Annotated in this window: 15 protein-coding genes, 1 tRNA gene and 2 pseudogenes; 9 read left to right on the top strand and 9 right to left on the bottom strand. The window is 60.2% G+C overall.

Annotation, left to right across the window (positions count from 1 at the left end; all coding sequences use genetic code 11):
• Nucleotides 1-8: 8 nt before the first annotated feature.
• On the top strand, nucleotides 9-956 hold the full coding sequence (locus NQE15_RS22385; protein ID WP_416336486.1) for an MBL fold metallo-hydrolase: 948 nt from the start codon (nucleotides 9-11) through the stop codon (nucleotides 954-956).
• Here the strand turns inward: NQE15_RS22385 and corA are convergent.
• From corA to NQE15_RS22370, 3 genes are read right to left on the bottom strand one after another with little or no spacing between them, the layout of a single operon-like run.
• Entirely contained in the window at nucleotides 953-2017 is a 1065-nt protein-coding gene (corA, locus tag NQE15_RS22380; RefSeq protein ID WP_265944941.1) for a magnesium/cobalt transporter CorA, read from the bottom strand. The genes NQE15_RS22385 and corA overlap by 4 nt on opposite strands.
• The gene (gene tcdA, locus NQE15_RS22375) at nucleotides 2014-2778 is read right to left on the bottom strand and encodes a tRNA cyclic N6-threonylcarbamoyladenosine(37) synthase TcdA (RefSeq protein ID WP_265944939.1); all 765 of its coding nucleotides are present in this window, start codon (nucleotides 2776-2778) and stop codon (nucleotides 2014-2016) included. The genes corA and tcdA overlap by 4 nt, the downstream gene beginning before the upstream one ends.
• Complete coding sequence (locus NQE15_RS22370) at nucleotides 2778-3881, bottom strand: HD-GYP domain-containing protein (RefSeq protein ID WP_265944937.1); 1104 nt, start codon at nucleotides 3879-3881, stop codon at nucleotides 2778-2780. The genes tcdA and NQE15_RS22370 overlap by 1 nt, the downstream gene beginning before the upstream one ends.
• A 141-nt stretch (nucleotides 3882-4022) precedes the next feature.
• Here NQE15_RS22370 and ispB point away from each other — a divergent pair, with 141 nt between their 5' ends.
• From ispB to NQE15_RS22355, 3 genes are all read left to right on the top strand, one after another.
• Complete coding sequence (ispB, locus tag NQE15_RS22365; RefSeq protein WP_265944935.1) at nucleotides 4023-4991, top strand: octaprenyl diphosphate synthase; 969 nt, start codon at nucleotides 4023-4025, stop codon at nucleotides 4989-4991.
• Between the two features lie 17 nt (nucleotides 4992-5008).
• A tRNA-Pro gene (locus NQE15_RS22360) sits at nucleotides 5009-5085 on the top strand.
• 199 nt (nucleotides 5086-5284) lie between these two features.
• Nucleotides 5285-5695 (top strand): SPOR domain-containing protein, encoded by a 411-nt coding sequence (locus NQE15_RS22355; protein ID WP_265944933.1) that lies wholly within the window; start codon nucleotides 5285-5287, stop codon nucleotides 5693-5695.
• On the opposite strand, the gene NQE15_RS22350 is transcribed toward NQE15_RS22355, so the two are convergent.
• From NQE15_RS22350 to NQE15_RS22335, 4 genes and pseudogenes are all read right to left on the bottom strand, one after another.
• Nucleotides 5625-5789: an acylphosphatase gene (locus NQE15_RS22350; protein WP_265944931.1), complete on the bottom strand. Its 165-nt coding sequence runs from the start codon at nucleotides 5787-5789 to the stop codon at nucleotides 5625-5627. The genes NQE15_RS22355 and NQE15_RS22350 overlap by 71 nt on opposite strands.
• Nucleotides 5790-5807: 18 nt before the next feature.
• Nucleotides 5808-6686: a toll/interleukin-1 receptor domain-containing protein gene (locus NQE15_RS22345; protein ID WP_265944929.1), complete on the bottom strand. Its 879-nt coding sequence runs from the start codon at nucleotides 6684-6686 to the stop codon at nucleotides 5808-5810.
• 221 nt (nucleotides 6687-6907) lie between these two features.
• A complete protein-coding gene (locus NQE15_RS22340; RefSeq protein WP_265944927.1) occupies nucleotides 6908-8905 on the bottom strand; it encodes an AAA family ATPase in 1998 nt (665 codons plus the stop codon).
• Between the two features lie 576 nt (nucleotides 8906-9481).
• Nucleotides 9482-9625: pseudogene (locus NQE15_RS22335) on the bottom strand (IS5/IS1182 family transposase); the annotation flags it as partial.
• Between the two features lie 174 nt (nucleotides 9626-9799).
• Here NQE15_RS22335 and NQE15_RS22330 point away from each other — a divergent pair.
• From NQE15_RS22330 to ampD, 4 genes are read left to right on the top strand one after another with little or no spacing between them, the layout of a single operon-like run.
• Nucleotides 9800-10030, top strand: coding sequence for a PP0621 family protein (locus NQE15_RS22330; RefSeq protein WP_265944925.1), 231 nt, complete (start codon nucleotides 9800-9802; stop codon nucleotides 10028-10030).
• Entirely contained in the window at nucleotides 10030-11637 is a 1608-nt protein-coding gene (locus NQE15_RS22325; protein WP_265944923.1) for a sensor histidine kinase, read from the top strand. The genes NQE15_RS22330 and NQE15_RS22325 overlap by 1 nt, the downstream gene beginning before the upstream one ends.
• The gene (locus NQE15_RS22320) at nucleotides 11595-12947 is read left to right on the top strand and encodes a sigma-54 dependent transcriptional regulator (RefSeq protein ID WP_323054920.1); all 1353 of its coding nucleotides are present in this window, start codon (nucleotides 11595-11597) and stop codon (nucleotides 12945-12947) included. The genes NQE15_RS22325 and NQE15_RS22320 overlap by 43 nt, the downstream gene beginning before the upstream one ends.
• Nucleotides 12947-13510 carry a 1,6-anhydro-N-acetylmuramyl-L-alanine amidase AmpD gene (ampD, locus tag NQE15_RS22315; RefSeq protein ID WP_265944921.1) on the top strand — a complete coding sequence of 188 codons (564 nt, stop codon included), beginning with the start codon at nucleotides 12947-12949 and terminating at the stop codon, nucleotides 13508-13510. Before NQE15_RS22320 ends, ampD begins: the two co-directional genes overlap by 1 nt.
• Here the strand turns inward: ampD and NQE15_RS22310 are convergent.
• Both NQE15_RS22310 and NQE15_RS22305 read right to left on the bottom strand, forming a co-directional pair.
• Nucleotides 13487-14647 carry a pyridoxal phosphate-dependent aminotransferase gene (locus NQE15_RS22310; RefSeq protein ID WP_265944919.1) on the bottom strand — a complete coding sequence of 387 codons (1161 nt, stop codon included), beginning with the start codon at nucleotides 14645-14647 and terminating at the stop codon, nucleotides 13487-13489. The two genes, ampD and NQE15_RS22310, sit on opposite strands and share 24 nt — an antisense overlap.
• A gap of 63 nt (nucleotides 14648-14710) precedes the next feature.
• Entirely contained in the window at nucleotides 14711-16555 is a 1845-nt protein-coding gene (locus tag NQE15_RS22305; RefSeq protein ID WP_265944917.1) for a phosphoenolpyruvate carboxykinase (GTP), read from the bottom strand.
• Nucleotides 16556-16798: 243 nt separating this feature from the next.
• On the opposite strand from NQE15_RS22305, the pseudogene NQE15_RS22300 reads away from it, so the two are divergent.
• Nucleotides 16799-19077, top strand: a pseudogene (locus NQE15_RS22300) (NADP-dependent malic enzyme).
• Nucleotides 19078-19161 lie beyond the last annotated feature (84 nt).

Raw genomic sequence — 19161 nt, 5'->3', positions numbered from 1 at the left:
GTATGGAAATGTTTGACTGGAGAGACTACGGGAATGGCATTGTCGCCTTCGATGCCGGATATGTAAGGCCAATTCTCGCAGCAATTCATATGGTTATCGAGAATGGTCGGGTAGCCTTCATCGACACCGGCAGCAACGATGCCTTGCCGAATGCCCTTGCGGCGCTGAAGAAGCTGGGCGTCAATGAGGCCGCAGTGGATTATGTGATCCTGACCCATATCCATCTTGATCATGCCGGTGGTGCCGGTAGCCTGATGGCAGCATTTCCGAATGCCCGGCTGGTTGTCCACCCGCGTGGCGCCAGGCACATGGCTGAACCCTCCAGGCTGGTAGTCGGAGTGACAGCGGTCTATGGTGCCGACTACGTTGATCGTGTCTATGGTGAAATACTGCCGATTCCCGCAGAACGCATTATCGAAGCCCCGGATGGGTATGTCGTCTCATTGGCCGGGAGGGAGTTGCTGTGTCTTGACACCCCCGGTCACGCCCGCCATCACATCTGTATTGTCGACCGCAGGACCAGCGGAATCTTTACCGGAGACATGTTTGGCCTTTCCTATCGCGAGCTTGATGTCGACGGCCGACAGTTCATTTTTCCGACGACGACGCCGACCCAATTTGAGCCTGATGAAATGCGCCGTTCGATCAGTCGATTGCTTTCGTTTGCGCCTGAGGCAGTGTATCTGACCCATTACGGTCGGGTGCCGGATGTCCGGCGGCGGGCATCCGATTTGTTACGCCATCTCGATGTGCTGGTGGCGATCGCGTTATCGGAGAAGGATGCCGGTGCCGAACGCCAGCAACATATCAAGCAGGCCATGGCCTTGTACTTGTTTGAGCAGATTCGGGCGCACGGCTGCGAGTTGCCCGACGCGGAACTGTTGGCTGTCTGGGAAACCGACCTTGAGCTGAATGCCCAGGGGCTTTGTGTCTGGCTCGACAGCCAGAAGTCTTAGACGGACTTTCGGCGCCAGAACAGCGCTAACATGATGGTGGCGATTAAACCCATCAGGCCGAGAGCATAGAAAAAGCCATCAGAATTGGCGAGCCAGGGCATTTCGTGAAAGTTCATGCCGAAGACGCCGGCGATCAGGGTGGCCGGCATGAAAATCGTTGCCACGACGGTCAGCGCGCGAACCTCCAGGTTGACGCGGTGGCTGACGGTCGACAGATAGACGTCGAGCAGGCTGGTCGCCAGGTCGCGCAGATCCTCCAGCGATTCGAGGATATGCACCGTATGGTCATAGACGTCGCGCAAATAGAGTTGCAGGTCGTCGCGAAAGAAATCACCGGCGTCGCGATGCAGGGTGCCGAGTAGTTCGCGCAAGGGGTGCAGGTTGCGGCGCAATTGCGATACGCAGCGTTTGAACTGATGGATGCCCTCCAGCGTCGCCGGTGCCGGTTTTCGCAGGATGTCATTTTCCAGCGATTCGGCATACTCGTTAAGTTGTTCGATCACGCCGAAATAGCTGTCGACCACCGAGTCGATCAGTGAATAGGCTAGTGTGTCGACGCCGCCTTTACGCAGGCTGGTGTGCTCGGTCCGAAGGCGTTGGCGGACCGGCTCGAATGTTTGCGATTGGCGCTCCTGAAAGCTCAGGATGAAGTCGCGCCCAATGACCAGGCTAATCTGATCCTGAGTCAGTTCGAGTGGTGACAGCTTGAGGTCATAACGATGCAAGACAAGATAGAGATATTCATCATAGGCATCGATCTTTTGACGTTGGGCGGTATTGAGAATGTCCTCCTGAACCAGCGGATGCAGGCCGAAAGTACTACTTAACGTCGCCAGATCGGCCGGATCGTGGGCGCCATAAACATTTGCCCAACGCGTGGCATGAGCCCGCGGATGACTACTGAAGCTTGCTGCATCCGGAAACGTTTGTTGGGCGAGCCCCTGCTCGTCGAAATCGATGACCGAAAAGCTCGGCGCTGTCGTCTTGATTTCGCCAATATGAACCAGTGAGCCCGGCGGCAACCCAGCCTTGCGCGAACGGAGTTTCTTGGGCTTGCTCATTTCCGGGCAATAAGCTGGATGGCCTGCGCCGCTGCTACCATGCCAAAGACCGAGGTGACACAGACGGACGAGCCGAAGCCGGCGCAATTGAGTCCGGCCGGCCCTTGCTCGGTATCGCAGCTGGCTTCATTGGCGGGGTAACGCAACGGCTCTGTCGAATACACGGCAGGAACGCCGAATTTTGCTTTGCCGCCAGCTGGGAAACCATGCTCGCGGCGCAGTATCGAACGGACCTTGGCCAGCAGCGGATCTTGGATGGTCTGGCTGAGATCGCCGACGCGCACCTGGGTCGGGTCGATCTGGCCACCGGCGGCGCCAGCCACGACGATCGGCAGTTTGCGTTGCCGACAGAAGGCGATCATCGCAGCCTTGGCGCGCACCTGATCGATGGCGTCGATAACCAGCGAAAAATCCCGGTCAAGAATCGCCGCCGTATTTTCCGGGGTCACAAAATCCTCGATGCAGTTCACCTGGCAGGCCGGGTTGATCGCCTGAATTCGCTCGGCCATCGCATCGACCTTGGCTTTGCCGTAAATCTCGCCCAGCGCATGAATTTGCCGATTGGTGTTGGATTCGGCCACCATGTCGAGATCTATCAGGGTGATCCGGCCAATGCCGCAGCGGGCCAAGGCTTCGGCGCTCCACGAGCCGACGCCGCCGATGCCGACGACGCACGCATGGGCAGCGCCCAGGCGTGTCGCGGCTTCAGTGCCGTAAAGACGGGCGACGCCGCCAAAGCGGCGCTCGTGATCGACTGACATCAGTTCTCGATGGTCTTGCGGATCACCGCGTTGAACGGGGCAATCCATTCCGGTGCGAATTGCTTGTCACAGGCGTTGATTTCCGCAATGGCACGCAGTACCGAGCGATTCTTGCCGCGATGGATGTGCTTGAGCATGACCGCCTCGAAGGCATCGACGATGGCGAGAATCTTGGCTCCCGCGCAGATCGTGGTTCCCCGCAGTTCATTCGGATAGCCGGCGCCGTCCGGCATTTCGTGATGCTGCTGCACCATCTCCTCTGCTGCCTCCCAGCCCGGGATGCGCTGTAGCAGGCCACCGGCGAAACTCGGGTGGTTGCGCAGAGCCTGTTTGTCTTCCTGTGTCATCTTCCCGACTTTGAGCCAGACTGCTTCCGGCAGAAACATCATTCCGACATCGTGGAGGTAGACTGCCGCTTCGAGTTGCACCGGATCGACCGCATTGCCGCCCGCCTTGTTGGTTTCCAGGGCGAGGCGCAGGATGCGCATGGTGCGCCCCTTGAACAGCGGCGAGCGGCTTTCCAGTTGTAACGCAAGGGAGCGGAAAAATTGCAGATCGGCGCTGGCGTTCTTCTGCTCGCTCTTCGGGGTTGCAACACGTGGAGCTCGGCTGGAGATTTCGCCGATCACCGACGGGAATCCGGTCACTGCCTCGATCAATGCCGCGCATTGTCTATCCAGTTCCGGTGCGCTGGTCAGGGCTAGCTTTTCCAGTCCCTGAACCAGATCCAACAGGCGCAGGTTTTCCGTCGATTTTCCTGCGAGCAGCGCGTCGGTCGCCAGTTCAAGGCGGTCGACCGCCAGCAGGATGACTTCGGCCAGCAGTTCGGAGAAGGGGATTTCACCCTCCCGAAAGCGCGACATCAACGTTTCGATAGGATGGGCGATGGCGACGCCCAACTCGAATTTACACAGCGCGGCATCGCCTTTGATATTGTGGATGGCGCGGAACAGATCGGCGGTGATTTCCCGTTCGACCGGGGTTTTCAACAGACGGGCGACATCGCGCTCGACCTCGGGCGCGCGGTCGGTGAGGGCCTCGGCGAATTCGTCCAGCGACTCGCGATCCTGAACCACGGGCGCAATGATCGAGCGAATATCCATGCCGGTCTCCCATTGTCGGTTTGTAATCCGGCGAGTTTAGCCGAAAGCGCCGGCAAAACAGAGTACATCCTTGATTTTTCGGCCTTGACTGACCCATCGTCCCCCCCTAAGATTCCGCGCTTCGACAGAGAACAACCTACCGTGACACTGGAACAGCTTTATGCCCTTATCGGGCCTGATATGAAGGCCGTCGATGCGGTCATTCGTGACCGTCTTCACTCAGATGTGGTGCTTGTCCGGCAGGTTGCCGAATACATCATCAGCAGCGGTGGCAAACGTATGCGTCCGGCGCTGGTTCTTCTTGCAGCGGGTGCCATGGGCTACCAAGGTGTTCGCCACCACGAGATGGCCGCCGTTGTCGAGTTCATCCACACTGCCACCCTTCTGCACGATGACGTGGTCGATGAATCCGCTTTGCGGCGCGGTCGCGACACGGCCAACGCGATGTTCGGCAATGCGGCCAGCGTGCTGGTCGGCGATTTTCTCTACTCTCGTGCTTTCCAGATGATGGTGGCAGTTGACGACATGCGCGTCATGCGCGTGCTGTCGGATGCGACCAATATCATTGCCGAAGGCGAAGTGCTGCAATTGATGAACTGCCACGACGCGGATGTCGATGAAGCGCGTTACATGCAGGTCATTCATTACAAGACGGCCAAACTGTTTGAAGCAGCCGCCCAGCTGGGCGCCATTCTCGGCCAGGCTACACCTGAGGTTGAAAAGGCGTTGGCCGCCTACGGTATGCACCTCGGCACAGCTTTCCAGCTGGTTGATGATGTACTCGATTACTCCGGCCAGGAGGCCGATACCGGCAAGCATATCGGCGACGACCTCGCCGAAGGCAAACCTACTTTGCCGCTGATCTACGTCATGCAGCACGGCTCGCCGGAACAGGCCGCCTGCGTTCGTAAAGCTATCGAGGAAGGTGGGCGCGATGATTTCCCCGCTGTGCTTGACGCCATTCGTAACAGCGGCGCGCTGGAGCATGCCCGGAACCGCGCCGCCCAAGAGGCTGAACTCGCAAGAGCATCAATTTTGTGTCTGGGGGATTCAAATTTCAAAAAAGCTCTGCTACAATTGACGCTCTTTGCAGTTGAGAGAAACCACTAGGTCTCTTTTTACAGCATCGGAGTGTAGCTCAGCCTGGTAGAGCACTGCGTTCGGGACGCAGGGGTCGCAAGTTCGAATCCTGTCACTCCGACCAATTTGGTCCGGATAAAGCCTTGAGAAATCAAGGCTTTTTTCGTTTACTGCGTCCCATTGGAGCATAAGTTTTTGTCTATGCTCCAATCGTGTGCGAACGAATCGGGGGGGCTCTGAGCTGACGATCCGAAATCTTTCGGCTCGGCGCCTCGAAAAAGCCGCTCGATCGCTATACGGTAACTCTTACGAAAGGAGTTACCATGGCTCGTCAGCCATCGCGCTGCAGCAATGTTCAGAACCGTTCGCCCTGGCAAGTCGAGGTGCGTAACAAGCAGCAATGCAATCAACGCTTCCCCTTCAATCCCAAGGCGGATGCGCAAGCCTACCGTGAGTTGCTCACCACGGAAGGCATCAAAGCCCAGTTCGTCCAACTCGCGACGTCGTTCCAGTTGCGGGTCCGTCGCCAAGGGGCCCGCGTCCAGGTCATCACGTTTGACACGGCGGAACAGGCCAAACAGGCTCGCCTGAAAATCGAATCAGAACTGTCGGTCAGCATTATTCGGGATTACGCGAGCGCAGCCCAAACGACGCTGCGCGACCTCATGGAGCGCTATCGGGACGACGTTGACCGATTACAAAACAGGGCTTACCGAGGTCGGTGTGGAGGCTAACACCCAGGCGCGCGGCCTGCTCGGCCATGCTGTAGCGATAGCCGACGCCTTGGACGCAGCCCTCGATGATCAGATGATGTTTTCTTTCCGGCATGGCGATCTCCACGGGGACTCAAGGCCTCCGAGCAATGAATTCGACGGGTGTCGCGGCCGGACTGCCGCCGCTGGTTTCGAGTACGAAGCGCATGCCTTCGGGCACCTGACGGCCGCGGTAGCGGTGAGTCAGCGACGGGCCGCTGAGCACTTCGCTGCTGGTAGTGAATTCGAGGCTGCCGTCGCCAGCCACCTGACCGTCGACGATGCTGCGCGGTAGGCCGAGATAGCTAGCTGTGCCACGCAAGCGGCCTCCTTCGAGCTGCAGGTCAAAGCGTTCGCCATGTTCGGCACCCCAGTCATAGCGCACCTGGGCGACCCAGGCGCCCGTTATGGCAGCATTTTTCTTTGTTCCCGAAAGCATCCAGAGACCTCCGAGCAGCAGGCCGGCGATGCCGGCGGCACCCGCCACCAGCCACTGCCGGCGCGACTGGCCGGGTGCTGGTAGCTGACGTCGCAGGGCGATGATCAGGCGGTCGACGTCGCCCTTCCAGGCGCCATCGACCAAGGTCAGCGCCTGGCGCCGGGCGAGTGGCTGTAGTGATGGTGGAAGCGCTTCTTCAGCAGGCATCGCGGCGCCGCCAATGAGCACGGGCCAGATGGGTTTGTCGGCAGCCAGCGCCAGTTCGATTTCCAGGCGGACGAAATCGGCTGGGTCGTCGAGACGCCGCCCGCCGTCATTCCGGGCAGCTAACCAGTCCGGCCCGATGACGACGAGAACGATATCGACGCTGGCGAGGCGGCTGGTGATGGCATGGATGAAATCAGCGCCGGGGGCAATGTCGTCGATATCACGAAAAACGAAGTCGCTGCCGAAGGTGGCGTCGAGGGCGTCGGCCAGCCGGCCGGCAAATCCGCGGCTGTCGTCACGCCGATAGCTGATGAAGATGCCTGACATGGGCTGGCCTCCATTGCGCATGCTCGTCCCGCTGACGAGGCGTTGAACAAGGATGCCACACTAGCGCCCGGCTGGCTTACTGGTAGCGGCGGTGGAGAGGTGATGAAGTGCAAATATCTGAGTAGTCGTTTAGGTAACTGTCCATGGGCAGCAAACGCGGAAAGCGCCTTCGTGTAGCAAACATGCGCCGGACTTCCACCTACTTGCTCTGGAATGTCGTATCAGCTTGCCTCGAAACTGCGGATTTCGAATAGCGCCTCCTCCAGGCCCATCTCGCCGCCTTCGAGGAGTTTGTCCACCAGATGCGCGGTCAGCGACCTGAGGCCGGCCAGAATCTCCCTGGTTTCGGCATACAGGCGCTCACTTTGTTCTTCCATGATGCTGCGCGTTTCCTCGTCCACGTCACTCTTGTCGCCCTGGCCGTCACGGGCGAGGGCGCCGAAGTTGAGGCGGGTCTTGCGGTACATGCCCATTTCGGCTACGGCATGGTGCAACAGCTTCGTCACGCGGGTGATGTCGTTGTGCGCCCCATTGGTCGTGCCTTCCTCGCCAAAGAACAGTTCCTCGTTGGCCATGCCGCCCAGCAGCACGCGGACATCGTGTTCAATGTCGCCTTTGGTCTTCAGCAGGTTGGTACCCTGCTTGTGGAAAACGAAGCCCAGGGCATTGTTGCGCGGGTTGGCCTTGAGAGAAATCTTGATGGTCTTCATGTCGGCCAGTATCAGTTCCCAGTCGTCGTTGGTGCGCTTGCGCTCGTGCGCCAAATCCACCAGGAAATGCCCCCACTCGTGCACGGCAATGATGCGCCGATCACGCTCCCTTTCCACGGTGGTATCGGTGTTCACGTTGCCCACCAGAACCCGCTCGGCGGCCTGCATCAGGGTGTCGGCGCCGATCATGCAACCGGCCTGTACGGCCGTGATTCCGGCCTGGTTGACGATCGTCTCCAGGTCAGCTGGACTGCGGCCCTCGGTCACGGCCACCAGGTGGCGCAGATCGAGATCGGGAAGCACTTTGTCGGCACGACCGCTCAGGTAGCGGCCAATGATGGCCAGCCGCTCTTCCCGGTTCGGCATGCGGAAGTCGACCTTCATCTGGAAGCGACGGAGCATGGCTTCATCCATCTGCATCGTTTCACTGTTGAAGTTGCTCGCCACGATCCAGATAATCTCGGCTTCGTTCACACTGCGCACGCCGTCCAGCACGGACAGAAGCGTGTTCGCGGTGTCGTCGTCGAACTTGCGGCGACCGCCGCGTTTCATGAACAGATCTTGCGCCTCATCCAGGAAGACGACGCATTTCTTGCGCCGCCGGGCCATCGCCATGATGCGGCTTAGCGTGTTCGCGCCGCCGGCAACGAAGCCGGTTTCCAGGTTGGCGGCGGAGTGGAACAGGATAGGCAGCCCCAGTTCCTTGGCCAGGTAGCTGGCCAGCTTGGTTTTGCCCGTGCCCGCCGGCCCGCTGAACATTACGTTGAAGGGTTTGACGATCCCGTACTCGGCATATTCGGCGCGACGTTGATACTGGTCCTTGATCTGGGCCACCTCCGCCTTGATGTCGTCCATGCCCACCAGGTCGTCGATGGAGCCTTGCACCTGCGCCGGCTCGATGAACTTGAGTGACTTGAACTGGCCCTTGAAATGGAGGTACAGGAAGGTCAGCAGGGCCAGCGACAATGCGCCGGAAAGCACGCCGCTGACGCCTGCCTTCCAGCCATCCTTTTCGGATTGCGGCCGCGCGTTGGCAAAGCGCTGGTCCAGGCGCTCGAACAATTCGAGGTTGCCGGGGCTCAGTTCGCCGCGAGGAATGAAAACCAGCTTGCTACCCCACGGCGCGGTAACCGCTTTGTCGGTGAATATCCTGGTCTCCAGGTCGCTGGGGTAATACGCGTACCGTTTGTCCTGCGACTCGACCAGAATCATGCGCTCCGACACGTTCCACATCAGCGGCTCGTAGATCACGGTGATGCGCGCCACCGGGTGCGTTTCGATGAAGCTAAGCACCGAGCCGGCACCGAACACAACGGGCAGTTTGTCATCAAGCGACCACACACCCTCTCCGGCTTTGCCCTCAACGGCCATGGCCTTGACTTGCCGGCTGACGGCAGCCTGTTTGCTGATAAGGGAGACTGAATAGATGCCGGTGAGCAGGATCAGGACAGCCATGACCAACACCCCCAGCCTGACGAGCAGGGACTGGATCACGAACCAGTCCAGCAAGCGGTTGGCCGACTTTCTCACAGCGAGCCAAGGAACAGCCGGGGCCGGGGCACTGCGTTTCGATCCATCCGACATAGCGATCCTTAGTGGGGCGCTACGTCTTGTTCCCGAGCCGGAACACATGTATCACGAACGCCAAAGCAAAGCCTGTTTCAAGCGTCAAGGGAAGCGCCCTGGTTACAGAGACATCTCGACATGAATTTGAGTCCGGTTCTGGTATCGAGGTTCCGCTTGCTTGCATGGACATGGAGCTATCGCGACATATGTGCGTGGCCAAACAGAGTGCCCCGGCCAGGAAGGGTACAAGTAAACCGTGTCTGGTTTGCTTCAGACCCCCTGTTTGAAACTACCACCCTCATGAAAGGAATGCCTCATGAACAACATCGTCTACATTGTCGGCGCAATCGTTATCATCCTTGTGGTCTTGTCATTTTTCGGATTGCGCTGAAGCAACTACTCCTCGAACCGTAGCCCCTGTTCATCACGCCGAGCGGACCAGCGACTCGGCGCTACATTCAAGTCAAGTGTGCAGCGCGAATACGTGGGGTTCCGGTGCGATAGGAGCGGGGGCCTATGAATTCCCGCCGCTTCAGTCTGCAGGCTGCGCTTGACGCATTGCTTTCCCCGGTCCGTGGGGGCGCCCCGGTATTTTGAACCCGCTAACGGCGTCTTCGTCGTCGCTCCATCCGTTGACAGCCAGGACCAGTCGATTCGTTTAAGTTCGTCATCCTTGGTCAGACCGGTATATCGGCTTCTTCGCCTCGACCCCCAGGGGCGTACGCTATCTGAGCTAATATTGCGCACCGCCCTTCGCTGGAGAGTCGCGCCAATGTTCAGTCTGATTCCATTACTTGATGGGCACTTCGCTCGCCGTTTGACCGCGTCGAGGCCATCGTGAAATACCTGCTCCTGTTCGCCTTGCTCGGTGTGATCTGGTGGGCGTGGAAAAAACGTAACGAGCATTTGCCGTCGGATAGTTCCGCACCGCGCGATCCGGCACCGGAGAAAATGGTGACCTGCGCCCATTGTGGCGTTCATCTGCCGGAAAGCGACGCCCTGCTCGAAGGCGGACGGGCTTACTGCAATGCGGCGCATCGGGACGCCGGGCCTGCCGACAAGACCTGATGTCGGACTGGCTGTCTTCTACCTGGGAGGCCAACTGGCGCTCCTTTCAATATTTCAGCCTCTACCGGTTGGTGCTGGCCGGGCTGTTTTTTCTGACCATTCTCTTTCCGCACGAGTGGACGGCGCGTCTGAACATTTTGCCGTCGCCGGCCATGTTCGCACTCACTGGCGCTTACGCACTCGCCGTGTTCGGCGGCCTGTTGCTCGCGACCCACTGGCAGAAACGCTTCAATTTTCAGTTGTCGTCGCAGGTATTGGTGGACGTAATCGTAGTTGGCCTGGTCATGTACATCGCAGGTGGGGTGAGCAGCGGCCTGGGTGTTCTGCTCCTCGTCTCGCTGGCCGCAGCAAGCTTGGTCGGCCGCGGTCGTCTGGTCCTTTTCTACGCCGCCCTGGCGACCCTGGCCGCCTTGCTGACTCAGTCCTATGGCGTATTCATCGGACGCTTTGAAGAGGCTTCCGTGGTCCAGGCCGGTTTCATTTCGGCCGGCTTCTTCGCGACCGCCATCCTGGCCCGTCTGCTCGGTCAGCGCGCGATGGCCAATGAGGATCTGGCGCGGCGGCGCGGTGAGGCGCTGGACAACCAGATAAGGATCAGTCGGCGGGTGGTCGAGCGGATGCAGGACGGGGTGCTGATCGTCGGTGCCGATGGCGTTGTTTCGCGACACAACCCGGTAGCCAAATCCATGCTCGGCTTGCCCGGCGACGAACGGTGGGCTCTGGCGGGCCATGCGCTGACCCTGGCGGCGGCGCTGTCCGAGTGGATTGGCGGTGGTCCGGATGCCGTGCTGTTTTCGGGTGCCGAAGGCCGCGACTTGCGAGCCCGCTTTGAACGAACCACTAGCTCCGATGGCGAGGTGCTGATCTTTCTCGAAGATCTCGGTCGCATCAAGGAGCGAGCCCAGCAACTGAAGCTGGCATCCCTTGGTCGATTGACGGCGAGCATTGCGCATGAAATCCGCAATCCGCTGTCGGCGATCAGCCATGCTGGCGAACTGCTGCGCGAAGAACGGCGAGGTGAGATGCAGGATCGATTGCTGCGTATCCTGAACGACAACGTGATTCGCCTGGACCGTATCGTCAAGGACGTGCTGGAGTTGGGGCGTCAGAATCGGGCACAACCGGAGTTGCTCCGCCTGGACGAATTTTGCACCGGGTTCATCGAGCACTTCGTGGCGGCTGAAAATCTTGAACCTGGCACGATCAGGCTGAATTCCACCCCGGCGATCAGTATCTGTTTCGATCGTTCGCATCTGAATCAGGTTTTGTGGAATCTGGTCAGCAACGGCCTGCGTCATTCGAGCCGGGGACCGGGAGCGGTGCGTCTGGAACTGGCACTCGCCAGCGATGAGGGCCGGGTAGAATTGCATGTGCTGGATGATGGTCCGGGGGTGCCGGAGGTGGCGCACGAGCAGATTTTCGAGCCGTTTTTCACAACGCACCATCAGGGTACCGGGCTGGGCTTGTTCATCGCCCGGGAGTTGTGTACCGCCAATGGTGCGAGCCTTGAGCTGGCCCCCCATGGCTCGGGCGGGCACTTCATAATTGCAGGGAGAAACGATACGTGTCTGTTGTCAGAACCGAACGCCGCCCACGCGGTGAACTGAGCCGGATTCTCGTCGTTGACGACGAGGCCGATATCCGGGAGTTGATTGATCTGACCCTGGCGCGCATGGGCCTGGCCGCCGAATGCGTGGGTTCCGTCGGTGCGGCCCGGGCGGCGCTGGATGCCGGGAGTTTTCAACTTTGCCTGACCGACATGCGCCTGCCCGACGGCGAGGGGCTCGATATCGTCCGCTATATTGGCGAGAACCATGCCCAGACCCCGGTTGCCGTGATCACGGCTTTTGGCAGTGCGGAGAATGCCGTTGCCGCATTGAAAGCCGGCGCTTTCGACTATTTGGCCAAGCCGGTCGGGCTGGAGCAGCTGCGCGCCTTGGTCAAGTCGGCGCTGCGCCTGCCCGAAGGCGGACAGGAAAACGATGATCCGTTGCAGTCGCTGATCGGCGATTCGGCCAGCATGCAGCAGGTGCGGAGCATGATCGAGAAGCTCGCCCGCAGCCAGGCGCCGATCTATATCTCCGGCGAATCAGGGAGTGGCAAGGAACTGGCGGCGCACCTGATCCATACCCGCAGCGCCCGCAGCGGCGGTCCGTTCGTCCCGGTGAACTGCGGGGCAATTCCGGAAAACCTGATGGAAAGCGAATTTTTCGGTTACCGAAAGGGCGCTTTCACCGGTGCCGATGGCGATCGCGACGGCTTTTTCCAAGCGGCCAATGGGGGCACGCTGTTCCTCGATGAAGTGGCCGATCTGCCGTTGGCCATGCAGGTCAAGCTGTTGCGGGCGATTCAGGAAAAGCGGGTGCGCAAGGTCGGTTGCGTCACCGAGGAAGCAGTCGATGTGCGGATCATTTGTGCCACCCACCGCAATCTGCGGGAGTGTGTTGATAAGGGCAGCTTCCGGCAGGACTTGTATTACCGCCTGAACGTCATCGAATTGCGCATGCCACCGCTACGCGAACGCGTTGAGGATATCGCGCCGCTGGTCGATTCGATCCTGCACCGCCTGTGCGGCGCGGAGCATCCGCGCTTGTCGGTGGGGGCCGTCAAGGCCATGGAACTGTATTCGTTCCCGGGCAACGTGCGTGAACTGGAAAACATCCTGGAGCGTGCCACGGCCCTGAGTTCCGGGGAGCTGATCGAGGCTGACGACCTGCATCTGGAGCCGGAAGAAATGGCCGGCGAGGCGGTCGGCCGGGGTAGCGAAACCCTCGATGACTACCTCAATCGCCTTGAGCGCCAAGCCATCCTGGAGGCCCTGCAGAAGACCGAGGGCAATCGCACGGCGGCGGCCCGGCTGCTCGGTGTCACCTTCCGTTCGATGCGCTACCGGCTGGAACGCCTGGGTATCGACTAATGGAGTGGCGAGCCGACGGCTGGCTGGAAGGCGTCACCTGGCGGCCTTCCCCAAATTTCGGCGAACGGCCGGCTGGCGAGGTTTCGCTGGTCGTTGTCCATAACATCAGCCTGCCGCCGGACGAGTTCGGCGGCGACTGGGTGGAAGCCTTCTTCCTGAACCGGCTCGATCCACAGGCCCACCCGTATTTCGCGACCATTGCCGATGTTCGGGTATCGGCCCATTTCTATGTCCGGCGCGACGGCCGGATCACACAGTTTGTCGGCTGTGACCAACGCGCCTGGCATGCCGGAAACTCGCAGTGGTGCGAGCGTGGCAACTGCAACGACTATTCGGTGGGGATCGAACTGGAGGGTTCAGACACCCAACCATTTGCCGTCGCCCAATATGTGGCCCTGTGGGGGCTGATCGATGTCTTGCGCCAGCGCTATCCGATTGCCGCCATTGCCGGCCACAGTGATATCGCGCCGGGACGGAAGACCGACCCCGGGCCGCATTTTGACTGGACCGAAGTGCGTCGCCGCTATCCTGACTTGGACTTACCGCCCGAAGTATCGGCGTAAGCGCTCGACGGCTTCGGCCAGGCGTTCGACGCCCGTGGTATAGGCAAAGCGGATGTGTTTTTCCGGCTGGTTGCTGCCGAAGTCCAGCCCCGGCGTGGCGGCGACTCCGGTTTTTTCGAGCAGGTCGCGGGCCAGTGCGAAACTGTCTTCGGCCAGGGCTGAACAGTCGCAATAGAGATAGAAGGCGCCTTCCGGTCGGGCAGTGATGCGAAAGCCGATGGCTTCCAGCGCCGGGGCCAGGAAATCCCGACGCTTGCGGAATTCGGCGCGCCGGGTTTCAAGGAGCGCGATGGTGTCCGGATCGAACGCGGCCAGTGCGGCATGCTGGGCCGGTGTCGACGGGCAGAGCACAAGATTCTGGGCAAGTTTTTCAACATCGCGCACGTAGTCTTCCGGTATGACCATCCAGCCGAGGCGCCAGCCAGTCATCTGGAAATATTTCGAGAAGCTGTTGATGACCCATATATCGTCGCCGGCGGCGCAGGCGGTCGGGGCGTCGGTCTCGTACGTCAATCCGTGGTAAATCTCGTCGACCAGAAAATGGCCATCTTTTTCGCGGCAGACATTGGCCAAGGCTTTGATTTCGTCCAGCGTCAGCAAGGTGCCGGTCGGGTTGGCCGGGGAGGCGACGAGCAGGCCGGCGGTGCGTTCGTTCCAGGCGGCGCGGACTTGTTCCGATGTCGGTTGGAAGTTGCTGTCGGTGCCAACCGGAATGGCGACCGGCTGGCCTTCGTAAGTGCGCAGGATGTGGCGGTTGCACGGGTAGCCAGGATCAGCCAATAACCACTCGCTGCCCGGATCGGCGAGGCAGGCAAAGGCCAAATTCAGGGCGCCGGAGGCGCCATTGGTGACCGCGATGCGGCTGGTCGGGACATCGACGCCATAGCGTTCGCCATAAAATCGGGAAATTGCTTGGCGCAGGGCGGGCAGGCCGAGCGACTCGGTGTAAAACGTCTGGCCGTTGGCGATGGCAGCGATGGCCGCGTGGGTGACGGGGGCGGGCGTCGGAAAGTCCGGTTCGCCGACTTCCATGTGAATTACGTCGCGGCCCTCGCTTTCCAACTGGCGGGCGCGAGTGAACAGCTCGACGACGTGGAAGGGGGCAATGTCGGCAAGGCGGGCAGCGGGGCGGTACATGGCGGTTCTCCAAAGTAAAACGGCCACCCTGAGGTGGCCGTTCGATCTTAGCCTAAGCGAGGATCAGGCAGCATCCTTGAAGATGCCCATTTCGAACAGTTCGCGCTTGAGCACGAGTTCGCGCGGCATCTTTTCGCCCATCTTGTCGAACCACTCCTTGTGGCCTGCCAGTTCAGCCTTCCAGGCATCGGCGTCGATCTGGCTGAGGGCTTCGAAGTCGGCACGGTCGATCTCGAGGCCGGTCCAGTCGATATCCTCGAACTTCGGCATCCAGCCGAGCACGGTTTCCTTGGCGCCGACGGTGCCCTTGCAGCGCTGAACGATCCACTTCAGGACGCGCATGTTGTCGCCGAAGCCTGGCCACATGAATTCGCCCTTCTCGTTCATCCGGAACCAGTTCACGCAGAAGATCTTCGGCGTGGCATCGACGGTCTTGCCCATCTTCAGCCAGTGGTTGAAGTAATCGCCCATGTGGTAGCCACAGAACGGCAGCATGGCGAACGGGTCGCGACGCACCACACCTTGCTGGCCAAAGGCGGCAGCCGTGGTTTCGGAGCCGAGGGTAGCGGCCATGTATACGCCGTAGTTCCAGTTGAAAGCCTGGTAAACCAGCGGCACGGTGGTGGCGCGACGGCCGCCGAAAATGAAGGCGGAAATCGGCACGCCGGCGGGATCTTCCCAGGCTTCGTCAACCGACGGGCACTGGCTGGCCGGGGCGGTGAAGCGGGAGTTGGCGTGGGCGGCCTTCTTGCCGGCCTTGCCGTCTTCCGGCGTCCAGTCGTTGCCCTGCCAGTCGATCAGGTGATCCGGCGCCTGCTTGGTCAGGCCTTCCCACCATACATCGCCATCGTCGGTCAGCGCGACGTTGGTGAAAATGATGTTTTCCTTCAATGTGGCCAGCGCATTGAAGTTGGTTTTTTCCGAGGTGCCCGGAGCGACGCCGAAGAAACCGGCTTCCGGGTTGATGGCGTAGAAACGGGTGACGCCATCCTTGTCTACACGCGGCTTGATCCATGCGATGTCGTCGCCGATGGTGGTGATTTTCCAGCCGTCGAGGGTCTTCGGCGGGATCAACATGGCGAAGTTGGTCTTGCCGCAGGCCGACGGGAAAGCGGCAGCGACGTAGGACTTTTCACCTTCGGGAGATTCGACGCCGAGAATGAGCATGTGTTCGGCCAGCCAGCCCTGCTCGCGCGCCATGTTGGAGGCGATGCGCAGGGCGAAGCACTTCTTGCCGAGCAGTGCATTGCCGCCGTAGCCGGAGCCGTAGGACCAGATTTCACGGGTTTCCGGGTAGTGCACGATGTACTTGACGGTCGGGTTGCACGGCCACTTGGCATCCTGCTGGCCCGGTTCGAGCGGGGCGCCGACGGTATGGATGCAGGGGACGAATTCGCCATCGCTACCGAGCACGTCGAAAACCTTCTTGCCCATGCGGGTCATCGTGCGCATGTTGGTGACGACGTAGGCGGAATCGGTGATTTCGAAACCGATGTGGGCAATCGGCGAACCGAGCGGGCCCATGCTGAACGGGATCACATACATCGTCCGGCCCTTCATGCAGCCCTTGAAGATGCCATTCAGCGTCTCGCGCATGACGGCTGGCTCTTCCCAGTTATTGGTCGGGCCGGCGTCTTCCTTCTTGGCGGAACAGATGTAGGTGCGGTCTTCGACGCGAGCGACGTCGGAGGGGTCGGAGAAAGCGAGGTAGGAATTCGGGCGCTTGGCTTCGTTGAGCTTGATCAGCGTGCCGGCTTCTACCATTTCGGCGCACAAGCGGTCATACTCTTCCTGCGATCCATCGGCCCAGTGGATACGGTCCGGCTGGGTCAGCGCTGCGATCTCGGCGACCCATTTCTTCAGGCCTTCGTGTTTCACATAGTCGGGTGCATTCAGCGGTGCGGTCATGGCGATGTCTCTCTCTAAGTTACTGAAATAGCTAGGTTTCACGCCAGTCGCCGGGAGCTGCCACCAAGACTTAGAGCGGCTGGAGGCCGTCGGCTGGGAAGCCGGTAATTATGCATCAACTCAGGGTAAACATCTACTTGACTTCGCCGCCTAGGTGATTTCCGAGGGTGGAAACGGCGCCAAGCCATGGTATTATTTTCCGCGATTCAAAATCACGTTTCACAATATAAAACGGAGGCAGACATGGATCCCAGACAGTTGCGCGAATCCGCGCTCTATTATCACCGCCACCCGAAGCCGGGCAAGATTGCGGTAACCCCGATCAAACAACTGACCAACCAGTACGATCTGTCGATGGCCTACTCGCCGGGCGTTGCTTTTGCCTGCGAAGAAATCGTTGCCGATCCGGCCGAAGTCAGCACCCTGACCTCACGCGCCAATCTAGTTGGCGTCATCACCAACGGCACGGCTGTGCTCGGCCTGGGCGCGATCGGTCCGCTCGCCGCCAAGCCGGTGATGGAAGGCAAGGGCGTGCTGTTCAAGAAGTTCGCCAATATCGACGTCTTCGATCTGGAGATCGAGGAACGCGATCCGGACAAGCTGATCGATATCATCGCATCGCTCGAACCGACCTTCGGCGGCATCAACCTGGAAGACATCAAGGCCCCGAGTGCTTCTACATCGAGAAGAAGCTGCGCGAGCGGATGAAGATTCCTGTCTTCCACGACGACCAGCATGGCACGGCGATCGTCGTCGGTGCCGCCATCCTCAATGGCCTGCACCTGATCGGCAAGGATCTGTCCAAGGTCAAGATCGTCACCTCCGGCGCCGGTGCTGCCGCGCTCGCCTGCCTCGACCTGCTGGTCATGCTCGGCGCCCCGCCGAGCAACATCTGGGTCACCGACATCAAGGGTCTGGTTTATGAAGGCCGTGTCGAGGAGATGGACGAGATCAAGGCCCGTTACGTCAAGAAAACCGACGCCCGCACCCTCGGTGAGGTTATCGAGGGTGCCGACGTCTTCCTCGGCCTGTCGGCCGGTGGCGTCCTGAAGCCGGAGATGGTCGCCAAGATGGCAGCCAATCCACTGATCATGGCGCTGGCCAATCCGACTCCGGAAATCACGCCGGAACTGGTCAAGAGCGTGCGCAACGACGCCATCATTTGTACCGGCCGTTCGGATTACCCGAACCAGGTCAACAATGTGCTGTGCTTCCCCTTTATTTTCCGCGGGGCGCTTGATGTTGGCGCGACGACGATTACCGAAGAAATGAAGATGGCCGCCGTCCGGGCTATCGCTGAACTCGCTCGCGCCGAGCAGTCGGAAGTCGCGGCCCGGGCTTATGGCGAGAAGGTGGCCAGCTTCGGCCCGGAATACCTGATCCCGAATCCTTTCGATCCGCGCCTGATCGTCAAGATCGCCCCGGCGGTCGCCAGGGCCGGCATGGACTCCGGTGTCGCGACGCGGCCGATCAAGGACTGGGACGCCTACGTCCAGGGCCTGAACGAATTCGTCTACCACTCCGGCATGATCATGAAGCCGGTCTTCTCGCAGGCCAAGCTGGCACCCAAACGCATTGTCTTTGCCGAAGGTGAGGATGAACGGGTGCTGCGCGCTGTGCAGGTTGTGCGCGACGAAGGCATTGCCAAGCCACTGCTGATCGGCCGGCGCAGCGAAATCACGCGGCGGATCGAGGCCGCGGGCCTGCGCATTCGCGAAGGAGACGATTTCGAGATCGTGCACTCGGACAATTGCCCGTTCTTCGACGAGCATTACGAAGAGTTCTGGCAGACCTACCATGGCCTGATGGAGCGCAAGGGCGTATCGCCGGATTATGCGCGGCGCGAAGTCCGTCGCCGCAATACCCTGTACGGGGCGCTGATGGTTCGTCTCGGCTACGCCGACGGCCTGATCTGCGGCACCTTCGGTCGGCATGAAACGCATCGTGAATACGTGCAGGACGTCATCGGCACCCGGGCCGATCATGACCGCTACTACGCGATGAACCTGCTGATGCTGCCGGGACGTACCGTTTTTATCGGCGACACCTATGTCAATTACGATCCGAGCGCCGAGCAGTTGGCGGATATGACCTTGCTGGCGGCCGAGGAAATCCGCAATTTCGGCATCCAACCCAAGGTCGCATTGCTCTCGCATTCTACTTTCGGGACCCAGGACACGCCGACCTCGCTGAAGATGCGCGACGTCTTGGCCCGCCTTCAGCAACGGGCGCCGGAGCTGGAAGTCGAGGGCGAAATGCACGGCGACGCAGCTCTCGACGAGCAGATTCGTCTCGGCGCCTTCCCCAATTCCCGTCTCAAGGGGCAGGCCAACCTGCTGGTGATGCCGACGCTGGATGCCGCCAATATCTCGTTCAATCTGCTGAAAGTGGCGGCCGGGGACAACCTGACCATCGGACCGATCCTGCTCGGGGCCGCCAAGCCGGTGAATATCCTGACGCCGACCGCAACCGTTCGTCGTATCGTCAATATGACAGCGTTGACCGTGGTCGATGCTGGGTAAATAGATTTCTTAAGTAGTTGTCGTATCTGTTTATTTATATTGGAATTTCACAACCTCCTGCTAAACTGGGATAGAATTTCCAGT

The sequence above is a fragment of the Dechloromonas sp. A34 genome, assembly GCF_026261605.1.
Lineage (GTDB): Bacteria > Pseudomonadota > Gammaproteobacteria > Burkholderiales > Rhodocyclaceae > Azonexus.
Note: the sequence above shows the minus strand (reverse complement) of the source record. Positions and strands in the feature narration are given on the sequence as shown.

What these genes read in the sequence shown, in the direction of transcription:
- NQE15_RS22345 (WP_265944929.1), bottom strand. Translation starts at nt 6,686, where the DNA reads ATGTCAGGCATCTTCATCAGCTATCGGCGTGACGACAGCCGCGGATTT.
- NQE15_RS22325 (WP_265944923.1), top strand. Translation starts at nt 10,030, where the DNA reads ATGTCGGACTGGCTGTCTTCTACCTGGGAGGCCAACTGGCGCTCCTTT.
- tcdA (WP_265944939.1), bottom strand. Translation starts at nt 2,778, where the DNA reads ATGTCAGTCGATCACGAGCGCCGCTTTGGCGGCGTCGCCCGTCTTTAC.
- NQE15_RS22355 (WP_265944933.1), top strand. Translation starts at nt 5,285, where the DNA reads ATGGCTCGTCAGCCATCGCGCTGCAGCAATGTTCAGAACCGTTCGCCC.
- NQE15_RS22305 (WP_265944917.1), bottom strand. Translation starts at nt 16,555, where the DNA reads ATGACCGCACCGCTGAATGCACCCGACTATGTGAAACACGAAGGCCTG.
- NQE15_RS22385 (WP_416336486.1), top strand. Translation starts at nt 9, where the DNA reads ATGTTTGACTGGAGAGACTACGGGAATGGCATTGTCGCCTTCGATGCC.
- NQE15_RS22350 (WP_265944931.1), bottom strand. Translation starts at nt 5,789, where the DNA reads ATGCCGGAAAGAAAACATCATCTGATCATCGAGGGCTGCGTCCAAGGC.
- corA (WP_265944941.1), bottom strand. Translation starts at nt 2,017, where the DNA reads ATGAGCAAGCCCAAGAAACTCCGTTCGCGCAAGGCTGGGTTGCCGCCG.
- NQE15_RS22370 (WP_265944937.1), bottom strand. Translation starts at nt 3,881, where the DNA reads ATGGATATTCGCTCGATCATTGCGCCCGTGGTTCAGGATCGCGAGTCG.
- ampD (WP_265944921.1), top strand. Translation starts at nt 12,947, where the DNA reads ATGGAGTGGCGAGCCGACGGCTGGCTGGAAGGCGTCACCTGGCGGCCT.
- NQE15_RS22310 (WP_265944919.1), bottom strand. Translation starts at nt 14,647, where the DNA reads ATGTACCGCCCCGCTGCCCGCCTTGCCGACATTGCCCCCTTCCACGTC.